Source organism: Soonwooa purpurea (assembly GCF_053891095.1).
Genome location: NZ_JBSSMA010000004.1, coordinates 50,776 through 72,990, shown reverse-complemented (window position 1 = coordinate 72,990; position 22,215 = coordinate 50,776). Strand labels below are relative to the sequence as shown.

24 protein-coding genes are annotated in these 22,215 nt (G+C 35.9%); 10 read left to right on the top strand and 14 right to left on the bottom strand.

What is annotated here, in order from left to right; genetic code table 11:
* Positions 1–4: 4 nt before the first annotated feature.
* From ACVFVN_RS04990 to cobC, 5 genes are all read left to right on the top strand, one after another.
* The gene (locus ACVFVN_RS04990; protein ID WP_165130851.1) at positions 5–1,516 is read left to right on the top strand and encodes a carbon-nitrogen hydrolase family protein; all 1,512 of its coding nucleotides are present in this window, start codon (positions 5–7) and stop codon (positions 1,514–1,516) included.
* A 53-nt stretch (positions 1,517–1,569) separates the two neighbouring features.
* On the top strand, positions 1,570–2,223 hold the full coding sequence (locus ACVFVN_RS04985; protein WP_456234441.1) for a YggS family pyridoxal phosphate-dependent enzyme: 654 nt from the start codon (positions 1,570–1,572) through the stop codon (positions 2,221–2,223).
* A gap of 72 nt (positions 2,224–2,295) precedes the next feature.
* On the top strand, positions 2,296–3,294 hold the full coding sequence (gene cobT / locus ACVFVN_RS04980; protein WP_456234440.1) for a nicotinate-nucleotide--dimethylbenzimidazole phosphoribosyltransferase: 999 nt from the start codon (positions 2,296–2,298) through the stop codon (positions 3,292–3,294).
* Between the two features lie 26 nt (positions 3,295–3,320).
* Positions 3,321–4,106, top strand: coding sequence for an adenosylcobinamide-GDP ribazoletransferase (locus ACVFVN_RS04975; RefSeq protein WP_456234439.1), 786 nt, complete (start codon positions 3,321–3,323; stop codon positions 4,104–4,106).
* Positions 4,091–4,645: an alpha-ribazole phosphatase gene (gene cobC / locus ACVFVN_RS04970; RefSeq protein WP_456234438.1), complete on the top strand. Its 555-nt coding sequence runs from the start codon at positions 4,091–4,093 to the stop codon at positions 4,643–4,645. The genes ACVFVN_RS04975 and cobC overlap by 16 nt, the downstream gene beginning before the upstream one ends.
* Before the next feature lie 3 nt (positions 4,646–4,648).
* On the opposite strand, the gene ACVFVN_RS04965 is transcribed toward cobC, so the two are convergent.
* Together ACVFVN_RS04965 and ACVFVN_RS04960 are read right to left on the bottom strand one after the other, a co-directional pair.
* On the bottom strand, positions 4,649–5,083 hold the full coding sequence (locus tag ACVFVN_RS04965; protein WP_165130841.1) for a hypothetical protein: 435 nt from the start codon (positions 5,081–5,083) through the stop codon (positions 4,649–4,651).
* On the bottom strand, positions 5,084–7,192 hold the full coding sequence (locus ACVFVN_RS04960; protein WP_456234590.1) for a DNA topoisomerase 3: 2,109 nt from the start codon (positions 7,190–7,192) through the stop codon (positions 5,084–5,086). It lies immediately after the preceding gene.
* A gap of 146 nt (positions 7,193–7,338) precedes the next feature.
* On the opposite strand from ACVFVN_RS04960, the gene ACVFVN_RS04955 reads away from it, so the two are divergent.
* A complete protein-coding gene (locus tag ACVFVN_RS04955) occupies positions 7,339–7,758 on the top strand; it encodes a PaaI family thioesterase (protein WP_456234437.1) in 420 nt (139 codons plus the stop codon).
* 37 nt (positions 7,759–7,795) lie between these two features.
* On the opposite strand, the gene ACVFVN_RS04950 is transcribed toward ACVFVN_RS04955, so the two are convergent.
* Together ACVFVN_RS04950 and ACVFVN_RS04945 are read right to left on the bottom strand one after the other, a co-directional pair.
* Entirely contained in the window at positions 7,796–8,293 is a 498-nt protein-coding gene (locus ACVFVN_RS04950) for an ecotin family protein (protein WP_456234436.1), read from the bottom strand.
* A 48-nt stretch (positions 8,294–8,341) separates the two neighbouring features.
* Positions 8,342–9,772: an amino acid permease gene (locus ACVFVN_RS04945; RefSeq protein ID WP_456234435.1), complete on the bottom strand. Its 1,431-nt coding sequence runs from the start codon at positions 9,770–9,772 to the stop codon at positions 8,342–8,344.
* Positions 9,773–9,923: 151 nt separating this feature from the next.
* Between ACVFVN_RS04945 and ACVFVN_RS04940 the strand changes: the two genes are divergently transcribed.
* The 4 genes from ACVFVN_RS04940 to ACVFVN_RS04925 all read left to right on the top strand — a co-directional run bounded on the left by ACVFVN_RS04940 (position 9,924) and on the right by ACVFVN_RS04925 (position 13,377).
* Entirely contained in the window at positions 9,924–11,231 is a 1,308-nt protein-coding gene (locus ACVFVN_RS04940) for a DEAD/DEAH box helicase (protein ID WP_456234434.1), read from the top strand.
* A gap of 92 nt (positions 11,232–11,323) precedes the next feature.
* Positions 11,324–11,752 carry a transposase gene (locus ACVFVN_RS04935; protein ID WP_456234433.1) on the top strand — a complete coding sequence of 143 codons (429 nt, stop codon included), beginning with the start codon at positions 11,324–11,326 and terminating at the stop codon, positions 11,750–11,752.
* A 252-nt stretch (positions 11,753–12,004) separates the two neighbouring features.
* Complete coding sequence (locus tag ACVFVN_RS04930; protein ID WP_456234589.1) at positions 12,005–12,613, top strand: IS3 family transposase; 609 nt, start codon at positions 12,005–12,007, stop codon at positions 12,611–12,613.
* Positions 12,614–12,705: 92 nt separating this feature from the next.
* Positions 12,706–13,377, top strand: a complete 672-nt coding sequence (locus tag ACVFVN_RS04925) for a DUF2461 domain-containing protein (RefSeq protein ID WP_456234432.1) — start codon at positions 12,706–12,708, stop codon at positions 13,375–13,377.
* A 109-nt stretch (positions 13,378–13,486) separates the two neighbouring features.
* On the opposite strand, the gene gcvP is transcribed toward ACVFVN_RS04925, so the two are convergent.
* From gcvP to ACVFVN_RS04875, 10 genes are all read right to left on the bottom strand, one after another.
* Entirely contained in the window at positions 13,487–16,342 is a 2,856-nt protein-coding gene (gene gcvP / locus ACVFVN_RS04920) for an aminomethyl-transferring glycine dehydrogenase (protein ID WP_456234431.1), read from the bottom strand.
* A 502-nt stretch (positions 16,343–16,844) separates the two neighbouring features.
* Positions 16,845–17,501 carry a J domain-containing protein gene (locus tag ACVFVN_RS04915; RefSeq protein ID WP_456234430.1) on the bottom strand — a complete coding sequence of 219 codons (657 nt, stop codon included), beginning with the start codon at positions 17,499–17,501 and terminating at the stop codon, positions 16,845–16,847.
* Between the two features lie 78 nt (positions 17,502–17,579).
* Positions 17,580–18,017, bottom strand: coding sequence for a VOC family protein (locus tag ACVFVN_RS04910; protein WP_165130825.1), 438 nt, complete (start codon positions 18,015–18,017; stop codon positions 17,580–17,582).
* A 60-nt stretch (positions 18,018–18,077) separates the two neighbouring features.
* The gene (locus ACVFVN_RS04905; RefSeq protein ID WP_456234429.1) at positions 18,078–18,602 is read right to left on the bottom strand and encodes a DinB family protein; all 525 of its coding nucleotides are present in this window, start codon (positions 18,600–18,602) and stop codon (positions 18,078–18,080) included.
* A 4-nt stretch (positions 18,603–18,606) separates the two neighbouring features.
* Positions 18,607–19,047: an SRPBCC family protein gene (locus ACVFVN_RS04900; protein ID WP_456234428.1), complete on the bottom strand. Its 441-nt coding sequence runs from the start codon at positions 19,045–19,047 to the stop codon at positions 18,607–18,609.
* Between the two features lie 22 nt (positions 19,048–19,069).
* The gene (locus ACVFVN_RS04895) at positions 19,070–19,480 is read right to left on the bottom strand and encodes a VOC family protein (protein ID WP_456234427.1); all 411 of its coding nucleotides are present in this window, start codon (positions 19,478–19,480) and stop codon (positions 19,070–19,072) included.
* A 21-nt stretch (positions 19,481–19,501) separates the two neighbouring features.
* Complete coding sequence (locus ACVFVN_RS04890) at positions 19,502–19,912, bottom strand: VOC family protein (protein ID WP_456234426.1); 411 nt, start codon at positions 19,910–19,912, stop codon at positions 19,502–19,504.
* A gap of 23 nt (positions 19,913–19,935) precedes the next feature.
* A complete protein-coding gene (locus ACVFVN_RS04885; protein ID WP_456234425.1) occupies positions 19,936–20,712 on the bottom strand; it encodes an alpha/beta fold hydrolase in 777 nt (258 codons plus the stop codon).
* 25 nt (positions 20,713–20,737) lie between these two features.
* Positions 20,738–21,586: a VOC family protein gene (locus ACVFVN_RS04880; RefSeq protein ID WP_456234424.1), complete on the bottom strand. Its 849-nt coding sequence runs from the start codon at positions 21,584–21,586 to the stop codon at positions 20,738–20,740.
* 35 nt (positions 21,587–21,621) lie between these two features.
* Positions 21,622–22,038, bottom strand: coding sequence for an SRPBCC family protein (locus ACVFVN_RS04875; protein WP_456234423.1), 417 nt, complete (start codon positions 22,036–22,038; stop codon positions 21,622–21,624).
* Positions 22,039–22,215: the final 177 nt, after the last annotated feature.

Genomic DNA, 22,215 nt, shown 5'->3' with positions numbered 1-22,215 from the left:
CAATATGCAAGTAGACATTAGAAAATTATCTATTGATGATTATGATGAGCTGGCAACGGCAATGAAAAAAGCTTATCCCGATATCGAAGATAATGTTTGGGCAAAACGGAATATTCAGAAGCTAACTTCTATTTTTCCAGAAGGACAATTGTGTATCACCGTTGATGGCAAATTGGTAGCTGCTGCGCTTTCCATTGTTGTAATCTATGAGATTTTTGGCGACCAACATACTTATGAAGAAATTACGGGGCACGAAAGTTTTAATACCCATAGCAATATCGGAAATACACTTTACGGCATCGAAGTTTTTGTAGATCCTGAATACCGAACTTTGCGCTTGGGACGGCGTCTTTATGATGCGCGAAAAGAACTTTGCGAAATCAAAAACCTTAAGTCCATTGTCATCGGTGGTCGTATCCCAAACTACCATCTATACAGCGATGAGTTAACGCCGCGAGAATACATCAAAAAAGTAAGACAAAAAGAAATCTACGACCCTGTACTTAGCTTTCAGTTATCGAATAATTTTTCGCCCATCAAAGTTTTAAAAGGTTATCTAAAAGGCGATGTCGAGTCCGAAGAATACGCAGTGCTTTTGCAATGGAACAACATCTACTATACCTCCAAAAAAAATACGATGAAAGACAGTGTTATTCGATTGGGATTAGTACAATGGCAAATGCGACATTTCAAAGATATTGATGCTTTTTATCAACAAGTCGAGTTTTTCGTCGATGTCTTAGGAAGTTATGAGTCCGATTTTTGTGTATTCCCAGAACTTTTTAACACACCATTGCTGGCGCAATTCAATGAAATGCACGAGCGCGAAGCCATGGAAAAACTAGCGGAATTAACAGAAGAAATCAGAAATAAAATTTCGGAATATGCCGTAAGTTATAACGTAAACATCATCGCAGGAAGTATGCCAATTATGGAAGATGGCAAAATGTATAACGCCAGTTATCTACTCCACCGCGATGGCAAAATAGACGAATACCGCAAAATACATATCACGCCCAATGAAAGAAGATACTATGGCATGCAGGGTGGAAGCGACATCAAAGTTTTTGATACAGACTGTGGAAAAGTCGGCATCGTTATTTGCTATGATGTAGAATTCCCAGAGTTACCGAGAATTCTCGCAGATGAAGGGATGAAGCTTTTGTTTGTCCCTTATCTTACAGATACGCAAAATGCCTATACACGCGTGCGAAATTGCGCAGCAGCAAGAGCTATAGAAAACGAATGTTACGTAGCCATAACAGGTTGTGTAGGCAACCTTCCAGGGGTTAGCAACATGGACATTCAGTTCGGGCAAGCTGCGGTTTTCACACCGTCGGATTTTGCTTTTCCTTCCAACGCGATAAAAGGTGAAGCCACACCCAATACAGAAATGACACTCATCGTGGATGTGGATCTTAACTTGTTGAAAGAACTCCATTTCAACGGATCGGTACAAGTTATCAAAGACCGTCGAAAAGACCTTTATGAAACGATTAAAAAAGATAATTCTTAATTTGGGTTTTAATCTTATTATAACACAAAGAACTAAACTTTAATAATTTAAAAATGAGCTTAGCAGAAAACTACCAACATATCAAAAGCCAACTTCCAAAACATGTTACATTAGTAGCGGTTTCCAAAAACCATCCCATTGAAAAAATCCAAGAAATTTACAATCTTGGCCAACGAATTTTTGGTGAAAACAAAGTACAAGAGATGACGGAAAAACAACCCAATCTTCCCGATGATATCCAGTGGCACCTTATCGGACATTTGCAAACGAATAAGGTTAAATATATCGCACCTTTTGTGGCTTTGATACAAAGTGTTGATAGCGAAAAACTCTTATCCGAAATAGATAAACAAGCAGCCAAAAACAACCGAATTATAAAAGTTCTTCTACAAGTTAAAATCGCTGAAGAAGACACCAAAACAGGTCTCGAAGTTTCAGAAGCTAAAGAATTATTTTTAAAATATTTGCAAGGCGAATTCCCAAATGTAGAAATAATTGGATTAATGGGTATGGCAAGTTTCGTAGATGACAAAGCACAAGTTGCTCGGGAGTTTTCTTTTCTAAAAAGACTTTTTGATCAACTATCTGTTCAAAAAAAGCTAGAGATTTTATCCATGGGAATGAGCGACGATTTCCCTTTAGCCATTGAGAATGGTGCCAATTCTGTACGTGTCGGCTCAGCCATTTTTGGACAAAGAATTTATTAATTCTTTTTTAATCTTAAAAATAAAAAACATCCAACACATATAACTTAAGACTAGCAAAATTACCTTCAAAAAATGCTCGAACAACTTCAACAAAAAATAGATTTAAAAACAAAACCACTTGGCGCTTTAGGACAATTAGAACAGCTAGCCTTCAAAATTGGCGCTTCTCAAAACACTTTAACTCCAGAGCTTAAAAATCCACATCTTATCGTGTTTGCTGGTGACCACGGCATTGCGCAGGAAGCTGTCAGCGCATATCCTCCAGAAGTAACCTATCAAATGGTTTTTAATTTTCTAAACGATGGCGCAGCAATCAATGTTTTTTGTAAACAAAATAATATTAATCTAAAAATTGTTGATGCTGGTGTTAATGGCGATTTTGAAGCCCATGACAATTTGCTTCATCACAAAATCGCTAAAGGAACCAAAAACTTTTTAAAGCACAAAGCCATGTCAGAAGACGAGCTAAAAGCTTGTTTCGACTATTCTCAACAAATGATAGACGAGATTGCAAAATCCGATTGTAACATTATTGGTTTCGGAGAAATGGGCATCGGCAATACCTCGTCGGCATCTATGATTATCAATACTCTGACAGATATCCCTTTAGAAAATTGCGTAGGACGCGGCACTGGTCTTGATGACCAAGCTGTTCTTAAAAAAATTGAAATTCTCCAAAATGCAAAAAATTTCCATGCTGAAATTAAAGATCCACAACAGGTTTTACAAACTTTCGGCGGTTACGAAGTTGCCCAAATGACTGGTGCAATGTTATCGGCTTTTGAGAATAATATGTTGTTAATGATTGATGGTTTTATCGCAAGTGCCGCATTTTTGGTGGCTTACAAAATGAATCCTGACATATTAAATAATGCCATATTCTGTCATCGTAGTCAAGAAGCTGGTCATCGTTTATTATTAGAATATTTCGGAGAAAAAGCTTTGCTGGATTTAGATTTAAGATTAGGGGAAGGCACAGGCTGCGCGCTCGCCTATCCTTTGATTTTGGCTTCGGTTAATTTTTTAAACGACATGGCAAGTTTCGAGAGTGCAGGCGTTAGCAACAAATAATACACAGCTTTGATTGTAATTTAAAAATGAAAAGAGAATTCCATATTTTTTTAACGGCATTAATGTTTTTTACCAGAATCCCGATTCCGAGTTTCAAAAATTATGACGAAAAACTTCTTAACCAATGCACACGCTATTTTTCTTTGGTAGGAATTTTAGTGGGCGCGATTTCATTTCTGGCTTTTGCATTATCAAGCTTTCTGTTCCCTACAGAGATTGCAGTGATATGGTCTTTGGTGGCAGGTGTTCTGGTAACAGGCGCTTTTCACGAAGATGGTTTTGCAGATGTCTTCGATGGTTTTGGCGGCGGTTGGACCAAAACAAAAATCCTTGACATTATGAAAGACAGCCGACTAGGAACTTACGGAACTGTGGCTTTGATTTTTTTGTTTGGTCTAAAAGTTTATGCATTGACCACTTTTATCAATTTTGCAAAAGGCGATTGGCTTTTCATTTTTGCTGGTTTTATTTGTTATCATGCTTTGGCAAGAACTGCAGGCATTACGCTAAGTTTTTTGATACCTTATTCTCGCGAAGATGCAACGAGTAAGAGCAAACCATTGGCAAAATCTTTCACTTGGAAAGAGGTTTTTGGCGCTTACATTTTTGGTTGTTTTAGCTTGATATTTTTAGTAACTTTCTCCCTGCATTTTTTAGCGACAATCCCTGTTTTAATGCTATTAATAATCTATTCAAAATATTATTTTAATAAATGGATAGATGGCTTCACAGGAGATTGCCTCGGCGCTGTAGAACAGTTTGCAGAGATTTTTATTTTATTAACGATAATTGCAGTATGTCAATATATATAGTACGTCACACCGAAGTGGATATTCCGAAAGGGACTTGTTATGGGCAATTGGACGTGCCTCTGAAGAAAAATTTTGAAAAGGAATTTGCGAAACTGAAACGACTGCTTCCCAAAAAAATTGATCTTGTATACAGTAGTCCTAGCCAACGTTGTACAGCTTTTGCTAAATTTCTTGATCCTAAATATAAAACCGATAAAGCTTTACTCGAACTTAATTTTGGAGATTGGGAAGGTCAACTGTGGCAAGAGATTCCAGAAAACGAACTAAAAATATGGAGTGAAAATTTCGTAACCGAACGCCCTACTCATGGCGAAAACCTTCTGGAATTGTTTGAACGTACTGGCCATTTTTTTAACAAATTAAGATTGTTAGACGACCAAGATATTGTGGTTGTCGCGCATGCTGGCGTCATCCGTTGTATGATTGCAAATATGTTACAAATTCCTTTGGAAAATATTTTTAAAATTCAGGTTGGTTTTGGAAAAGTCTATAAGTTTGATCTTAAAGATGACTCGCAAATGGACCAATGGTTTATTTAAATTTTATTTATTTAAAGCTTTTGTCTTTTTAAAACTAAATATCGCCATCAACACGCCAGAAGCGACCCAAAACAACAAGCCACAAGGCCAATATTGATGATATACAATTTCGAAAATTTCTAAATTTAATAGATAATCTAAAAAGTAAAGCGACATCATTCCGGCTGAAAAATAGGCGAAATAATTAGAAATTTTCTTCTTATAAAATAGCCAAGACAAAACCAAAGTGATGTTGGAAAACCACACAATAAAATCTGGAACATACTCCAAAAGCATTATCCAGCCCAATGTTAAAAACTCGTATCCAAAACCTTCTAGACCATAGCCAGAAGTCGTCGTGTTTAACGGAAATCTCAGATAAACTGGCAATATTAAACTCAGAACAAAACAAATAATGCTCGCCAAGAGCCCGTACTTTTCTTTTGGAATTTTCATCATCTATAGAATTATTTCAAAATTATCATTAAAACTCAAACTACCTTCTTGTATCGTATTTGGGTGAGAAGTGAAACCTTTTAGCTTCGATGTTTTTCCTTTTTTCACTAAATCAAAAATCTGCTTTTCATTTAATTTTTTTCCAAAAACTTCAAACGGAACTTTGAAACCACAAGCTTTATAATCCGAACAGCCAATTGCCGTTTTGCCCTTCATCAACTTATTCGCCTTACATTTTGGACAATTTTCTTCTTCCCAAATAATGACTGTCGGTTTTCTTGGTGCGCGTTCTTTCTTCTCTTTAACTTCAATAGCATCCTGATGAACAATTACTTTCGGTTTTTCGTGAATAACTTTTCTGGTAAGATTGGTCACCATCAGGATCAGTTCATCTTTAAAATGATTGGCTTCATATTCGCCACGTTCGATTTTACGAAGTTTAAACTCCCATTCTCCTGTTAATTCGGGGCTTTTGAGAAGTTCGTCTTCAATGGTATCAATGAGTTCTATACCGACAGAAGTTGCAAAAATATTTTTCTTTTTGCGATCAATATATTTTCTTTTAAACAAAGTTTCGATGATATTGGCTCTTGTAGAAGGACGTCCGATACCATTATTTTTGAGCATTTCGCGAAGCTCTTCATCTTCGACTTGCTTACCCGCAGTTTCCATAGCACGTAGCAAAGTCGCTTCTGTATAAGCTTTGGGTGGACTTGTTTTCCCTTGATGAATCAAAGGTTCGTGCTCACCTTTCTCTCCTATTTCAAAGCTCGGAATTGCTTGTTCTTCGTCTTTATCTTTTTTTTCAGAATCGTCTTTTTTGTCTTTTGCATAAACTTCGCGCCAGCCAAGTTCCAAAATTTGTTTTCCCGAAGCTTTGAAAGGAATTGTTCCTACTTGTCCTTCCACTAAAGTATTGGAAATTTTACATTCTGGATAAAATACAGCAATAAAACGTTTTGCTATCAAATCATAAATCAGCTTTTCTTCTTTGCTAAGATTGGAACTCGGTGGAATTTCTGTCGGAATAATCGCGTGGTGATCCGTCACTTTAGAATCATCAAAAACCGCTTTTGATTTCGGAATTGCTTGCGATAATAAAGGCGCAGTCCATTCAGCATAAAACTTCATCGATGCTAAAATCCCAGCAATTTTTGGGTACAAGTTTTCCGAAAGATAAGTCGTATCAACTCTGGGGTAAGTCGTGTGTTTTTTCTCGTAAAGACTCTGGATATATTTCAGCGTATTCTCAGCAGAAAAGCCATATTTTTTGTTAGCCTCAACCTGAAGCGCCGTCAAATCGAATAAACGAGGATTTTTTTCTCGTCCTTCTTTAATCTCAAAAGCTATAATTTCAAACAAATGTTGTTTGAGATATTCTAAACCTTTTTCGGCTTTGTCCAAAGTTTTTAAACGATCGATAGCGGCATTAAAAACGACTTCTCTATATTTCGTTTTCAACTCCCAATATTCTTCCGTTTGGAAAGCATCAATCTCTTTTTGACGCTGTACCAACATCGCTAAAGTTGGCGTCTGGACGCGACCTATGGACAAAACTGCTTTGTTTCCGCCATATTTTTTTGTGAAAAGTCGGGTAGCATTTATGCCTAAAAGCCAATCGCCAATGGCGCGTGCATTTCCTGCTAAATAAAGATTTTTGTAATCGTCTGCAGATTTCAAATTCGAGAAACCATCTTTAATAGCATCTTCTGTCAAAGACGAAATCCAAAGGCGCTTCATCGGTTTGTTACATTTTGCTTTTTGCAAAACCCAACGTTGTATCAATTCTCCTTCTTGTCCAGCATCCCCGCAGTTGATGACTTCGTCGCATTCTTCAACTAATTTTTCTATGGTTCGGAATTGTTTTTCTACGCCTGGATTTTGGATTAGTTTAATTCCAAAATTCTGTGGAATAATGGGAAGAAAAATTAAATCCCAAGATTTGTAATGTGGGCTGTAATCTTGCGGTTCTTTGAGGGTGCAAAGGTGACCAAATGTCCATGTCACACAATAACCATTACCTTCGTAATAGCCTTGTTTGGGCATATCTGCGCCCAATACTTTGGCAATATCTCGGGCAACACTTGGTTTTTCGGCAATACACAATTTCATAGGAACCACTTCATTTTTTGAAAGTTTTACAAACTTCGACAATTTTTAGTTAAAAGACAATTTGCTTTAGTTTTAAATTTTTTATTAAAGATCTTTGTTGGAAAAATCAATTGTCTAGAATTAAATTTAAAAACTAAATTTGTAAAATGACAGCTGAGAAACGACAACTTATAGAAAAAAGTTTTAACAATTCGGAAACGCTCAAATTTTACAAAGCAAACTTAGAAAAGCTTGACAAGGATTTTGTATCGATAAAAATCCCGAAACAAGAGATGATGACGCGCAAAGCGGGCATGTTCAATGGCGCAATGATGGCTTCATTGGTTGATGTGTCGTCTGGTTATGCTGCTGTTAGTCATTACGAAGACGATTGCTATGTTGTGACCGTAGAACTAAAAGTTAATTATCTGAGACCTGCAATTGGTGAAGCTTTATTAAGTAAATCCTATGTGGTGAAAGGCGGAAAAAGTATCAGTGTCATCCGTACGGAAATCTATTGCATCAGCGACAACGGAAAAGAGTCGCATGTTGCCACTTCTCTTGTAACCATGATGCGTTTAAAATAAAAAGAGCTTTAACAAATGTTGAAACTCTTTTATTAATTTATTTAGATTTTGTCATAATCTCTTGTGCTTTGTAAAGCTCGCGTTCTGCTTTGTAAATTCTGAATTTGGCTTCGTAACCATCTGGAATATAAAGTACAATCGGCATTCTTCCGTTGTAATCTGTAAAGTAACCTTTAGATTTAACAAATTCATTTTTTGGTTTTGCATTAGGACAAGCCATCATCGTTGAAGGCGTTGCACCATCTGTTTTGAAAGTTAAATAATTATACCCCCAACCTTTCAGCTCCGAAGTTGAGAATTCTCCCGATAACCAAATTTTGTTACAACCATCTGTCTGCATGGTTTTACCAACAAAAATTTCAAGTTTTTTATTGATATCATTTTCAGAATGTGGCACTTCTATCACCACTTGCTTCATCCCTTTTTCAGCTTTTGGAAAAGGTGTAATATCTACTTTCATTGAATTTTGTGCAGAAAAAGTTCCGCTTATTAAAATTGCACCAGTAAAAAGGCTCATCGCCATTAATTTTTTCATAAACTTTAAATTTCGGTTTTAGTGGCAAGTTCTATACCAAACAATTGTTTAATTTGCTCTTTTATAACGCTTCACTCCCAAATAACATAAGTATAAAAATATGAGCCAAATCGGAATTAATTCCACTGAAATTTTAAGTCCTGTAAACCACATAATTACCAGAACCCCGAATAAGAAAACTAAACAAATATAATTGGTCAAAGGATATGCAAAACTTGGAAACTTTGTTTTTTCACCTTTCTGCGCTTGCTTGAATTTAAGATGTGTAAAGCTGATCATAATCCAGTTAATCACCAAACAAGAAACCACCAAAGACATCAATATCTCTAATGCTTCTTCTGGAATTAATTTATTAATAACGATACAGATTGCAGCAAAAGCAGCCGATACCAAAATCGCCATCACAGGAACATGGTTCTTGTTTAATCTGGTTAAAAACTTCGGGGCATTTCCTTGTTCTGCAAGTCCGAATAACATGCGACTATTACTGTAAACACTACTATTATAAACAGATAGTGCCGCTGTTAAAACAATAATATTAAGAACATTAGCAATGAGTTTTGTAAAATAAATGGTCGTCCCAAACACATCTAATTGGAAACCATTTAGTCGTTCAAAAACCATAACGAAAGGACTACTTCCGGCCGTAATTTTTTCCCAAGGTGACAACGAAAACAAAATAATTAACGCACCAACATAGAAAATCAAAATTCTATAGATAACTTGATTGGTCGCTTTAGGAATATTTTTTTCAGGATTTTCGGCTTCTGCAGCAGTAATGCCGACAAGCTCCAAACCGCCAAACGAAAACATAATCAACGCCATAGCCGCCAAAAGTCCCACAAATCCACCTTGTCCGTCAGAATCTATCCAACCTTTTGGGAAAAATCCACCGTTGTTCCAAAGGTTAGAGACTTTAGCATCCTCGCCTCCTGTTCCACTTAACAACAAATAACTTCCAAAAATAATCATCGCTATAATCGCAACAACTTTAACAATAGAGAACCAAAATTCTGCTTCACCATACACTTTTACAGAAGCTAAGTTAAGGGCATTAATAACAAAAAAGAAAAACAAACTTGATACCCACAACGGGATTTCGGGCCACCAAAACTGTACATATACTCCAATAGCGGTCAACTCTGCCATACTTACGAGAATGTACAACAACCAATAATTCCAGCCAGAAGCAAAACCGGCAAAACTTCCCCAATACTTGTACGCGAAATGACTAAAACTCCCAGATACAGGTTCCTGAACAACCATTTCCCCTAATTGTCGCATAATAAAAAATGCGATAAGTCCTGCAACGGCATATCCCAAAATTACAGATGGACCTGCTAAAACCGCGGCCGGGCCAATACCAAGAAATAATCCTGTACCAATCGCGCCTCCCAAAGCAATCAATTGAATATGACGATTTTTAAGCCCGCGTTTTAATTCGGTTTTAGATTCTGTAGTTTGTTGTTGTGTCTCCAAATTTTTTGTTTTAAATAAAGTCCCTAAAATAGTAATTTAATTGAAAACTAAATTTATTTTTTTTACGCCTATGTCCATTTCTGTTTAATATGACAGAACTTAAAAATAAAATTAATTTTTATTGACTCTTGCTTTAGATTAACTTTGCAAAATGCAAATCGATACTATTTTAGCCAAACTACAGATTGAGTCGCTCAATACCATGCAGAATGCAGCTTACAAAACCAGCGACAAACATCAAGATTTAGTCTTACTTTCTCCCACAGGTTCTGGAAAAACCTTAGCCTTTTTGTTCCCGATTTTACGAAATCTAAAAAAAGACAAAAAAGGCGTACAAGCACTTATCATGGCGCCTTCCAGAGAATTGGCTCTGCAAATTGAACAGGTTTTCAAAAGTATGGGAACCGGTTTTAAAGTCAATTCTTGTTATGGCGGACACGCTGTCAAGATTGAAGAGCACAATTTTATCGAGCCGCCAGCAGTTTTGGTTGGGACGCCTGGACGAATTGCATTTCATATTCGGAATCAAAATTTTAATCCAAAGACTATAGAAACTTTGGTATTGGATGAGTTTGATAAATCTCTGGAATTTGGATTTACAGAAGACATGTCTTTTATCATAGGAAAAATGAATGGTCTGAAACATCGTTTGCTAACATCCGCAACCGACCTTAAGGAAATCCCTGATTTTACTGGACTTGAAGAAGCTAAGTACATTGACTTCTTACGCGAAAAGCAAGTTAAACCTAATCTCACTTTGAAAAAAGTAATGAGTGAACCAGAGGAAAAACTGGAAACTTTAATTGCGCTTATCGGAAAAATTGGCGCAAAAAACACCTTGATATTCTGCAACCATCGCGAAGCGGTTAACAGAATAAGTGAACTTTTAAAACAAAACAAAGTCACCCACGAATCTTTTCATGGCGGGATGGAACAAGACGAACGCGAGCGCGCTTTGCTAAAGTTCCGAAACGGAAGTATCCGTATTTTGATAACGACAGATTTGGCAGCGCGCGGCCTCGACATTCCAGAAGTTGAAGCGATTATCCACTATCAGCTTCCTCCAAAAGAAGATGCTTTTATCCACAGAAATGGTCGTACAGCGCGTATGAATGCCTCAGGAATTGCCTATCTCATCATGACCACAGAAGAACAATATCCTTTTATAAAACCAAATGTTGAAGAAGTCAAACTAAGCACAGATTACAAACTTCCACAGACCGCAGCTTTCAAAACCTTGTACATCAGCGCAGGAAAAAAAGACAAAATCAACAAAGTCGATATCGTTGGATACCTCATAAAAACTGGTGGTTTAGAAAAAGATGATGTCGGTCTTATCGAAGTCAAGGATACCAGCGCTTACGTTGCCGTTAAAGAAACTAAAGTCAAAAACTTACTTGCCAATCTTGTTAATAGAAAGCTAAAAGGTAAAAAAGTAAAAATTGAAATCGCATTATAAAACAATACAAATCCTCAATAATTATTTGAGGATTTTTTATTTTTAAATATTGTCCCGTCCTGAAATAGCGATACAAAAAAGAAATCGTTATTATGGAAGAAAGAAGCAATTATGTAAAACGTACTCAGCGCGATTACAGTATGTCTTTTAAGTTGAACGTTGTAAAAGAAATCGAGTGTGGGGAGTTATCTACTGTGGGTGCTTGCCGTAAGTATGGCATCCAAGCTCGAAGCACAGTTGTGAGTTGGCTCAGAAAATTTGGTACCTTTGACTGGGAGAACCACTCCCCATCGCATATGCCAAAGTCACCAGAACAAAAGATTATGGAGCTTGAAGCTCAAGTAAAACTTTTGCAAAAACAGAAGACCTTTCTTGAAAAACAGGCTTATGTAGCGGATAAAAAAGCTATTATTTTTGACATGATGATTAACCTTGCCGAAGAGGAATATCAAATTGATATACGAAAAAACTCACCACCCGAACTATCGAATCTTTCCGAAGGGAACAAAAAGAAACCATAAGTTTCTCCTGTGAATTGTTCGGGGTGGACCGACAGGTTTATTATCGTCATTTGAAACGAAGAGCAAAGCGGCAACAAAATGCACAGCAGGTTGTGGATTGGGTAGCAGAGCTGCGAATGATTCATCCAAAAATGGGTGGAAAGAAACTGTATTTTCTTTTGAAAGAGAAACTTGAAAATTTAAGAATTGGCAGAGACAAATTCTTTGACTTCTTAAGGGCTAACCATTTGTTAATCATTCCCAAAAGAAGTTATCACAAAACTACCAATTCGTATCATTGTTTTAAAAAAACATAAAAATTTGATTAAAGATTATCAATACAAAAAGCCTAATAATGTTTGGGTATCAGACATAACTTACTTGGGAAACAGAGAAAATCCTGCCTATCTAAGTTTAATAACCGACGCTTATTCCAAGAAAATCGTAGGTTTTGATGTGTCGGATTCTTTGGCTACAGCATCTTGTTTAAATGCTCTAAAAATGGCATTGGAAAAAGAAAATCCGAAGAGTCTCATTCATCACTCAGACAGAGGTTTACAATATTGTTCCGATGATTATCAAAAGTTATTAAAAAAGCATAAAATCCGTTGTAGTATGACACAAGAATCAGATCCTTATGAGAATGCCATAGCCGAAAGAATCAATGGAATTTTAAAACAGGAATATGATATTGATAAATTTAATGTAGATTTGAATACAAGAAAGATTTTGGTCAAACAAACCGTAAAGGTCTATAATGAGTTAAGACCGCATTTGTCAAACTATTATTTAACACCGATGCAAATGCACCAACAACAAGAATTAATACCAAAATCTTACAAAAAGAAAAACAGTACAAATACGAATATATGTACTGTTTAAAATAAAATTTTATTGGTCTAATCCTGTATCATTTTTTCAGGACGTTACATATCAAAAGCTTAAAAAAGTCTAATTTTATAAAAATATCTAAGATGAAACATTATATTTTGGAATCTACTTTAGACTTTCTAAAAGAATTGCAACGCAATAACAAGCGCGATTGGTTCAACGAAAACAAAGCTTTATATATCGAAGCGCAACAGAACTTCATAAAAGTTGTTGACGACATCATACACGGAATTGCGGGTTTTGATGAAAGTGTCGAACGATTGGAAGCAAAATCTTGTGTTTTCAGAATTTATAAAGACACACGATTTTCTAAAGATAAAACACCTTACAAAACCAATATGGGCGCTTCTTTGCGAGAAAAAGGCAGCAAAACCTTGAGCCATTCTGGTTATTACATTCATCTAGAACCTGGCAAATCTTTTTTGGCGGGTGGCGTTTATATGACCGAAACTGCCAATCTGAAACTTATTCGACAAAAAATAAGTACTGAATCTCAAAGCTTTTTAAACATTATTAATACCAAAAATTTTAAGGAAAAACTAGAAATGCGCGGTGAAAAATTAGTGAGGATTCCACAAGGATTTGACAAAGAAGATCCTATGGAAGATTATCTAAAATTCAAGCAATTCACTGTTTTTCATGAATTATCGGATAAAGAAATTTTGGATCCTCATGTTGTTAAAAACGCTGTAGATGTTTTTAAGATCATACATCCGTTCAATCAATTTTTGGCTGATGCCATTAATAATGACTAAATAAAAATTCTCTCAAAATTTCGGTCTTGAAACAAAAAAAACAGCAACAATAAATTTTGTTGCTGTTCTTATTTTATTTAAAAAAGGATTAAAAATCCAAATATCAATTTTACATATAAGCTTCAATTGGCTCACAAGTACAGATTAAGTTTCTGTCACCATAAGCTTCATCAATTCTTGATACGGTTGCAAAGAATTTGTGATCGCGTACCCAATCCAATGGATAAGCCGCTTTCTCTCTACCATAAGGTTTGTCCCAAGCGTCAGAAATAATAACTTGCTCTGTGTGTGGTGCATTTTTCAAGACGTTGTTGTCTTTGTCCGCTTCACCATTTGCAATTTCGTCAATCTCATGTTTGATTGCGATTAGCGCTTCCGCGAATCTGTCGATTTCTGCTTTACTTTCAGATTCTGTTGGTTCAATCATTAAAGTTCCAGCTACTGGGAAACTAACTGTTGGCGCATGGAATCCGTAGTCCATCAAACGTTTTGCAACATCAGCAACCTCAATCCCTAAAGCTTTGAATTGGCGGAAATCAACGATACATTCGTGAGCTACTTTTCCATTTTCATTCGAATATAAAATTGGGAAATGATCTGCCAAAATTTCTTTCAGATAATTAGCATTAAGAATCGCATGCTCTGTTGATTTTTTAAGACCATAAGTTCCTAACATTTTGATGTAAGCATAAGAAATATTAAGAATTAAACCTGAACCATAAGGCGCTGCAGAAATAGCATAAATCGCTTCTTTCCCACCTGTTTGGATATTGGCATTGCTCGGTAAGAATGGCACCAAATGTTCTGCCACACAGATTGGGCCAACGCCTGGACCGCCGCCACCATGAGGAATCGCAAAAGTTTTGTGTAAGTTAAGGTGACAAACGTCTGCCCCGATATTACCTGGACTTGTGAAACCTACTTGCGCATTCATATTCGCGCCATCCATATAGACTTGTCCGCCATGTGCGTGGATAAGTTCTGTAATTTCTTTCACGTTTTTATCGAAGAATCCGTAGGTTGACGGATAAGTAATCATAATCGCCGAAAGATTTTCTGAGTGTTGCTCAACTTTAGCTTTTAGATCTTCAAAATCAATTTCTCCGTTTTCTAAGTTTTTAACCACAACGATTTTCATTCCTGCCATCGCTGCCGAAGCTGGGTTGGTACCATGAGCAGATTGTGGAATTACAACGACATTTCTGTGATGTTCGCCTCTGGATTTATGATATTCGCGGATTACCATAAGTCCTGCGTATTCTCCTTGCGCACCAGAATTTGGTTGAAGTGAAGTTCCTGCAAAACCAGTAATTTCAGCTAAATCTTTTTCTAATTCTTGAATTAATTTTTGGTAACCTGCTGCTTGATCTCTTGGTACAAATGGGTGAACACTTCCCCATTCTGGCCAAGATAAAGGCAACATTTCTGTTGCAGCATTCAGTTTCATTGTACAAGAACCTAGAGAAATCATCGAGTGTGTTAATGATAAATCTTTACGTTCTAGACGTTTAATATAACGCATTAATTCGGTTTCTGTATGGTATTTGTTAAAGACTTCTTCTTTTAGAATTTCGTCTTTTCTAAGCATATCCGCAGGAATCGAAATTTCTTCTTTTAATTCTAATTGATAAGCTTGTTTGCCCTTAAAGCTTGCAAGCGTATTAACTAATTTCTGAAGTTTAGCAAGTGTGCTTGTTTCGTTAATAGCAATGCTTACAAAACCTTCTGTGAAATAGTTAAGGTTAATCTTATGATCAAGCATCAACATACGTAAAGCCGTTTTTTCCTCCTCTTGCATTCTGAATTTAACAGCGTCAAAAACAGGTTCTGCAACCACATCATAACCTAAAATTTGCAATGTGCTTTTTAGCGCATTCGTTTTGTAATGAATTTGATTTGCGATAAAATCTAAACCTTGAGGCCCATGATAAACCGCATACATCCCTGCCATAACGGCTAATAATACTTGCGCTGTGCAAATGTTGGAAGTTGCTTTCTCTCGTTTGATATGTTGCTCTCTCGTTTGTAAAGCCATACGAAGCGCACGTCTTCCATATATATCTTGAGAAACCCCTATGATACGACCAGGAATATCTCTTTTGTAATCTTCTTTACAAGCATAAAATGCCGCGTGAGGGCCACCATACCCCATAGGAATTCCGAAACGTTGTGTGGTACCAACGGCACAATCTGCGCCCATAGAAGCTGGCGATTTTAATTTCACCAAAGCCATTGGATCACAAGCTACAACCACTTGTAGGTCTAATGTTTTATACTCCGCGATTTTTTCTGTATAGTCTATAACAATGCCGTTCTTCCCTGGATATTGCAATAATACACCATAGTAAGAATCGTTAAGTTGTTCTTCATAATTACCAACAACCAAATCAATTCCTAAACCTTCTGCTTTGGTTTTAAGAACCGAAATCGTTTGAGGTAAAACTAAATCCGAAACAAAAAACTTAATCGCATTACTTTTCTTTTGATCTTTAGTTCTGTTGTTGAAAAACATGTGCATAGCTTCTGCAGCTGCAGTAGACTCATCTAGCAATGATGCATTAGCCAACTGAAAACCGGTCAAATCACAAACTACCGTTTGGAAGTTAAGCAAAGCTTCTAGACGACCTTGTGCAATTTCTGCCTGGTATGGTGTGTAAGCTGTGTACCAAGATGGATTTTCTAAGATATTCCTTTGTATTGCCGATGGCAAAATCGTGTTATGATATCCAAATCCAATGTAATTATCGAACATCGCATTTTGCGAAGCCAAATCTTTAGAATGTAAAAGCATTTCGTACTCCGAAAGAGCTTCCGAAATCTCTAAATCTTTTTCTAAACGGATGGCATCTGGAATGGTTTGCGAAATGAGTTCTTCAATAGAATCAACGCCTATTCTTTTTAACATTGCCGCTTTGTCAGCGTCATTCAGGCTAATGTGACGGTTCACAAACTGCTGTGTATTCATCTATACTTTTTATTAGAAATTATCAAATTAATGCGTGTAAATTTACGATAAATAACAGAAATGTCAAAGCCTATTATTGATAACATAACAATTGAAAACATGAATTTCATCATTTCAAAAAAGCAACAAAGTATATCTTAAATTGTGACTGAAATCTATTATTAAATAATAAAAATTCAAACAAACTAAAAATTGTACATCAATTATGAATTGACAAATGTTTAAAAACTTTTAAAAATCAACTTTTACCAAACTACCAAAAGTATTTATGACATGACAAAAATCTTATAATACTATTTAGAATTAATAAAAGTATTGTTTGTAATTATTCTAAATTAATTTATATTTGCATTATGAATCAGCCAATTATTGCTTTTAAAGTTCCAGCTTTGACACCTGCATTTTCAGCAAGTGATGAAATGTTTTGTAGTAAAAAGAATTGTTGCAAAAAGTTTAAAAAAGGAAAACGTTGCAAAAAATGTCCTGGAAGAGCCAAAATGGCTTAGAAGCATTTCTTTGCAAATAATAAAACAATGACAACAAATAATACGAAACTGATGATTTTTAAAATCTCAGTCTGACTTTTCCTTTCAGTGGTTTTCACCTTATCTTCTTGACGCGGATTTTCTAGTCGCTGTTTTCTTTCGGGCTTCTCCTCTACTTCATTTTCGCCCAATTTTGTAATCGTAATCGCCTGTACCACGGTTTTGTGTAAACTTGTATTGGTCGCATGTAACAATAGTTGAAATTTTCCCTGACTATCAAACTGCGTTATTTTGAAACGTCTTTCACCACTCGCTTTTTCTAAACCAAAAGGTAAAATCTTCACCAAATCGGCATCATAAGTTTGCCAATACAATCGGATCTCATCGCCTAATCTTGCTCTAATTTTGTCGGAATGGAATTTCTGGATTTTTGGAGGAAGTTTAGATTTTATATTCCGGTGCGCGCTATTCAGTTGCTCATCGTAAGATCTGCGACGTTCGGTATCAATTAAAACTTCATAAGCTTCCTGAACTTCTCGGAACCGCAACTCGAAAAAATCATCGTTATCATTTTTATCAGGATGGTATTTCATTGACAATTTTCGATAGGCTTTTTTGATGTCTTCCGCAGAAGCATCTTGAGAAATACCAAGAAAATAATAATAGTCCTTCATCTGATAACTTGGACAAAATTAAAAAAACGAAGAGAGATTTCCCTTCGTTTCTGTATTTTTTTAGTTTTAAATAATAAATTATCCTTCGTAGCCAGCGTCATTGCTGTAATTTACCATCCAGCCAATTCCGAATTTATCTTCGAAACTTCCAAAATAATCACCCCAAAACTGATCCTCTAATGGCATTTCTATTTTGCCTCCAGCAGAAAGTCCATTGAAAATACGTTCGGCATCTTCTCGGGATTCTGGAAAAATAGAAACATAATTGTTATTGCCTTTTACCAAAGCTTGCCCGAATTCTGGAATGGTATCCGAGCCCATCAAAAGGTCGCCGCCAATTGGCAAAGCAATGTGCATGACACGTTTTTTTGAATCTTCGGAAAGTTGCTCCATTCCTGGAGCATTGCCCATTCTGTGGATTTCTCCAGCAAATTCGCCTCCGAAAACGGATTTGTAAAAATTGAATGCTTCTTCTGCTTGACCATCAAAATTGAGGTACGAATTTAATTTTGCCATAGTTTTATGATTTAACGTTATATTAGTTATTAAAGTTAACAGACTGAACATAGCCTTGTTTTAATATTTAATTTCTGAATGAATCTCGTACTTCATGCCTTCATAACCTAGAAGTTTTCGCATGAGCCCGAGTTGTCCACACAGATAATCTTCTCTGCTAATACACATTCCCACGAAATTGAGAGTGTTTTCTATGCAGAAATCAATGTTCATCCCCATAGGAAACATCTTGTCCAAATCTTCGTCTGTTGCTTCCAAAAGTTTTTGATAAACCAAAGGCGAGATATGATGAAAGTTCTTTTTTAATGCTTCCAAACTTGGGTATTTTAATTCGGTGTTCAAAGTTTTTCCTTGAAAAAACAAATCAGAATAAGGATCTTCTTCGCGAAGTCCCAAAACCCAAGCCATGCCATAACGCATGTTCACAAAATTACCTGCCATCCAGATAATATGATTGGTTTTATCTTCAATTCTTTTCAAAGCATCTTCTTCAGAAACTGTATCCAGAACATTTATAAAATTCTGCGAATGCATTCTGTAAGCTGGAATAATAATTTCTAATTTCTGTGATTTGGGTGTATCCATGAGATTATTGTTCAGAAAGTTCTTTAATTTTATTCAATCCTTTTTCAAAACCTTGGTTCATAAAATCGACATAATCATCACTGGTTTTGGTATCAACATTGAGCTGTGTTTTTCCATTGTTGTCGATAAGTTCATAACGTTCTGTTATGCCAGACCACTGTTTTACTTCGTCGGAATCTTTGTCAACAATGCCATCTTTTATCATACCGAGGTGTTCAAAATTGACAAGTTCATTTTCTTTTAATTCTTTAATAGTGCTAATCATCCCATCTTTGGAATCTGCGTCTATAAATCTTGTATCGCCGCCAACTTTCCAATCGGTCTCAAAACTCGATCCTGGTGAGAAAAAAGTTGTCCATTGATTATAAGTTTTGGTATTCCAAAGAACATCCCAAACTTTTTCTTTTGGCGCATCTATCTCGATGCTGTATTTTAAATGTTTCATAAGTTTTTTTTATTGATTAAAATTATCCTTTTGGAAGCTTAGAAACGTCAGCGAAAATAATATTCCAGCCATGACCGTTGATATCCCAAAACGAATTTTGATACATCCAGCCATCGTCTTGTGGTTCTTCGTGTTGATAAGCGCCGTTTTGCAAAGCAGTATTAACGACTTTATCAACTTCTTCGCGGCTACCTAACGAAATAGCGACCAAAACCTGCGTTGTGTCGCCTTTTGGGACTGGTCTTTCGGAGAATGTTTCGAAATAGTCCTCGATCAAAAACATAGCAGAAATACTATTTTCTTTAAAAACCACGCAAACAGCTTTGTCATCAGAAAATTGTTCATTGATTTGAAAACCTAACTTTGACCAAAATTCTTTTGTCTTTTGCACATCTTTAATTGGCAAATTGATGTAAACTTCGCTAATAGTCATTGTCTTTTTTTTATTATAATATTATTCTTTTGGAAACTGAGAGGCGTCCATAAAGAAAACTTCCCACTGATGTCCATCGATATCCGTAAATACACGTTGGTACATCCAACTATAATCGCGTGCCTCACTATATGATGAGCCACCGTTTTCTATGGCTATATCTAGCATATTGTCCACTTCTTCTCTCGTATTAACACAGATTGCAAGAAGTGTTTGCGTTGTATCGCCTTTCGCAATTGGCCTGTCTGTAAACGTCTGAAAAAAAGTTTCTAACAAAAACATAATATAAATATTTTCCTCTTTCATGACGACACAAATTCCGTTTTCGTTAGAATAAAGTTCGTCAATAGAAAATCCTAATTTCACCCAAAACGCTCTTGTTTTTTGGACATCTTTCACGGGCAAATTGACATAAATTCGAGTGATTGACATAGCTATATTGTTTGTCGTTATATTTAATTCTCAAGAAAAGAAAGAATCTTTTCGGTTGTACAATCAATTAACTTGTGGTTAATCTTCCCATCAAAATCGGGCATTAGATATGCGCCATGAGTTGCTGGTAAAATCAAAACTTCGGAATTCGGAATTAACTGATTCATTTCCAAAATATGTTCATTCAAAACAATATCTTGTGCTCCATTTATCAGCAAGGTTTTCGCTTGAATGGATTTCAAAATGTCCTCGTCCCAATTTTTAAAATTTTTCATCCTTTGGCTGTCTTTTTCGAACATATTAAGAAGTTTCTCTTTACTAGGATTTAATTCTAAAAAATTATCTTGCAGGGACTTTGGCATCATTTCTAAACTTACATGTTCAAAATCTTTGAAAAAATTAGGAATCATGCCTTCCTGTTTATAAAAGGCGGATCCTATAATCAATTTTTCCACTAGTTTTGGGTGCCGATACGCAATCTGCATCACAGTATTTCCTCCATTGCTGAATCCTAGAAAAGAAGCACTTGAAATATCCAGTTGTTCTAAAAGTTCCGCAACATCGTCTGCGTCTTGTTCAAAAGTTTCAGGAATAGATCTATGATCGCTTCTACCATGATTTTGCAAGTCGATTCCTAGGACTTTATAATATTTTGAAAGGACAGGAATTACTAGCCCAAAATCGTTTACAATAGAACCGCCACCGCCATGAATCAGTACCAAAGTTTTTCCTTCTCCATAGATTTCGTAATAGAGATTAATGCTATTAACTTGCTTAAAACCAGATTCTTTTGGTGACATTTTTTTTATTTATTCGAATTTACATTTAAGATGAATAAGCCATTTCGAGGTCTGCAATGATAATTTTTTTCATTTTAAGCATTGCATCAAAAACTTTTTTGGCTTTTTCAGAATCCGCATCATTCGTCAATTCAATCAATCGGCGCGGTGTAATTTGCCAGCTAACGCCATAAGGATCTTTCAGCCAACCGCACATACTTTCTTGTCCTTCATTTGCTGTTAACGCGTTCCAATATCTGTCGGTTTCTTCTTGATTTGACGTCATCACAACAATCGAAACACCTTCTGAAAAATTAAAATCATGCATCGTTCCGCCATCCATCGCATACAACGAATAATCATCGATTGTGAACTGCGCATGCGCAACCATTCCTTTCAAATCGCCTTCTTGATGATCCATAATTCCATCGATCTTAGAATTCGGAAAAACCGAAGTATAAAGCGACATAGCTTCGCGACATTTTCCATTATTTTGTTGGATATACATTAAAGTCGGTACAAATTTTTGTCCCCTATGCTCACCGAGATAAAATTGCCAACTCACCCCGTATTCATCAGAAATCCACGCATATTTTTCACTCCAAGGATAAGCGCCCAAGTCCATCAAAATTTCGCCATTTTGTGAAAGTGCTTTGTAATATTTTTCAACTTCTTCTGGTGTATCACACATCACCATCAACGAAATACTTGGATTGGGTTGAAAAGTCGGTCCGCCATTCAGCAACATCATTTGTTGACCATTCATATCAAGCATAATAACCATCGACGTATCTACTGTAATCTTGGTATTTGGGAACAAATTGCTGTATTTTTCCGCTGCTTCCTTGCCATTAGCATTAAACCAAAAGCAAGGAAATATATTAGAACTAATCATAATTTTATTTTTTTACCTGAGTTGATTATTTTGAATTAAAATTCGGTTTCGGTATATTTCTTAAAATTATTAAGAATTGCTTGCCAACCTTCGCGTTGCATTTCCTCGGGATTTTCGGTTTCTGGATGGAATTGTTGAACAATTTCTGTACGATTGTCATCCAATTTTGAAAAACAAGTTTCCACCTCGCGTCCGTCTTCCATGCGGTATTGTATACGTTCCAAGGTTTTCACTTCGTCATAAATACCGCCAAAGTCAAAACCAAAACTTCCATCTTTTGCCTCCATTCGGGATTTGAAAGCGCCACCTGTTCTCAAATCATTTTCTGAACGCGGACAATGCCAATCGTCATTTGCAAAATACCATTTTGTAATATGTTTTGGCTCATTGTAACTTTCCCAAACTTGGTTTATTGGTTTATTAATCTCTATTTTTACTAATATTTTATCCATAATTCAAGATTATAAAAAATAGTATTATTTGTAAATATTATTAAACCAAATTTAATTAAATAATGATTTAGCTAAACTTGTCATAAGACAATTTAATTTTCTTTTAACAAAATTTATGACCACGCCAAAATAAAATGATTTGTAACTTTAAGCGGTTTTTAGAAACCTATTATTTTT